This window comes from Corallococcus praedator, assembly GCF_003612125.1.
In the GTDB taxonomy this organism is placed as follows: Bacteria; Myxococcota; Myxococcia; order Myxococcales; family Myxococcaceae; genus Corallococcus; species Corallococcus praedator.
Genome location: NZ_RAWI01000847.1, coordinates 1 through 579, shown reverse-complemented (window position 1 = coordinate 579; position 579 = coordinate 1). Strand labels below are relative to the sequence as shown.

1 protein-coding gene is annotated in these 579 nt (G+C 72.4%); it reads left to right on the top strand.

Features of this window, described 5'->3' with window-relative positions; all coding sequences use genetic code 11:
* Nucleotides 1-377, top strand: a 377-nt coding sequence (locus D7Y13_RS42095) for a M10 family metallopeptidase C-terminal domain-containing protein (RefSeq protein WP_208734571.1), incomplete at its 5' end; no start/stop codon positions are given.
* Nucleotides 378-579 lie beyond the last annotated feature (202 nt).

Here is a 579-nt window from a genome sequence, read left to right as displayed (position 1 = left end):
TCTTCGGCGGCATCGGCGACGACTCCCTCGGCGGCGGCGCCGGCGACGACGAGATCGTCGGCAGCCGGGGACGCGACCTGATGGTCGGCGACGCGGGCAACGACCGCTTCGTCTTCCTCTCGTCGCTCGACATGGGACGGGACGGCGCCCGCGACGTCATCGGCGACTTCGCGTCCGGCCTCGACGACATCGACCTGCGCGCGCTCGACCTGACCGACCTGGGCGCCGCCGCCTTCACCGGCGCCGGCCGCGAGGCGCGCTTCTCGGCGGCGCTGTCGCGCCTCCTCATCGACATGGACGGCGACCGCGTGGCCGAGCGCGAGGTCGGGCTCACCGGCGTGACCGCGCTCGACGGCGACGACCTCATCCTGGTCTGAGCCGGGGCGCGGTTGACCGAACGGCAGGCGCCGCCGATAGTCGCGCGCCCGTGCCAGTGACCACCGGGAGGCCCCCATGCCGACGCTGAACACCTCGCCCTACGGCGCCATCAACTTCCTGAACCTGATCCGGCACACGCCGATCGTCGTCGCCACCCCCACGAGCGTCACCTTCGACAACGGCATCTTCCGGCTCATCCTG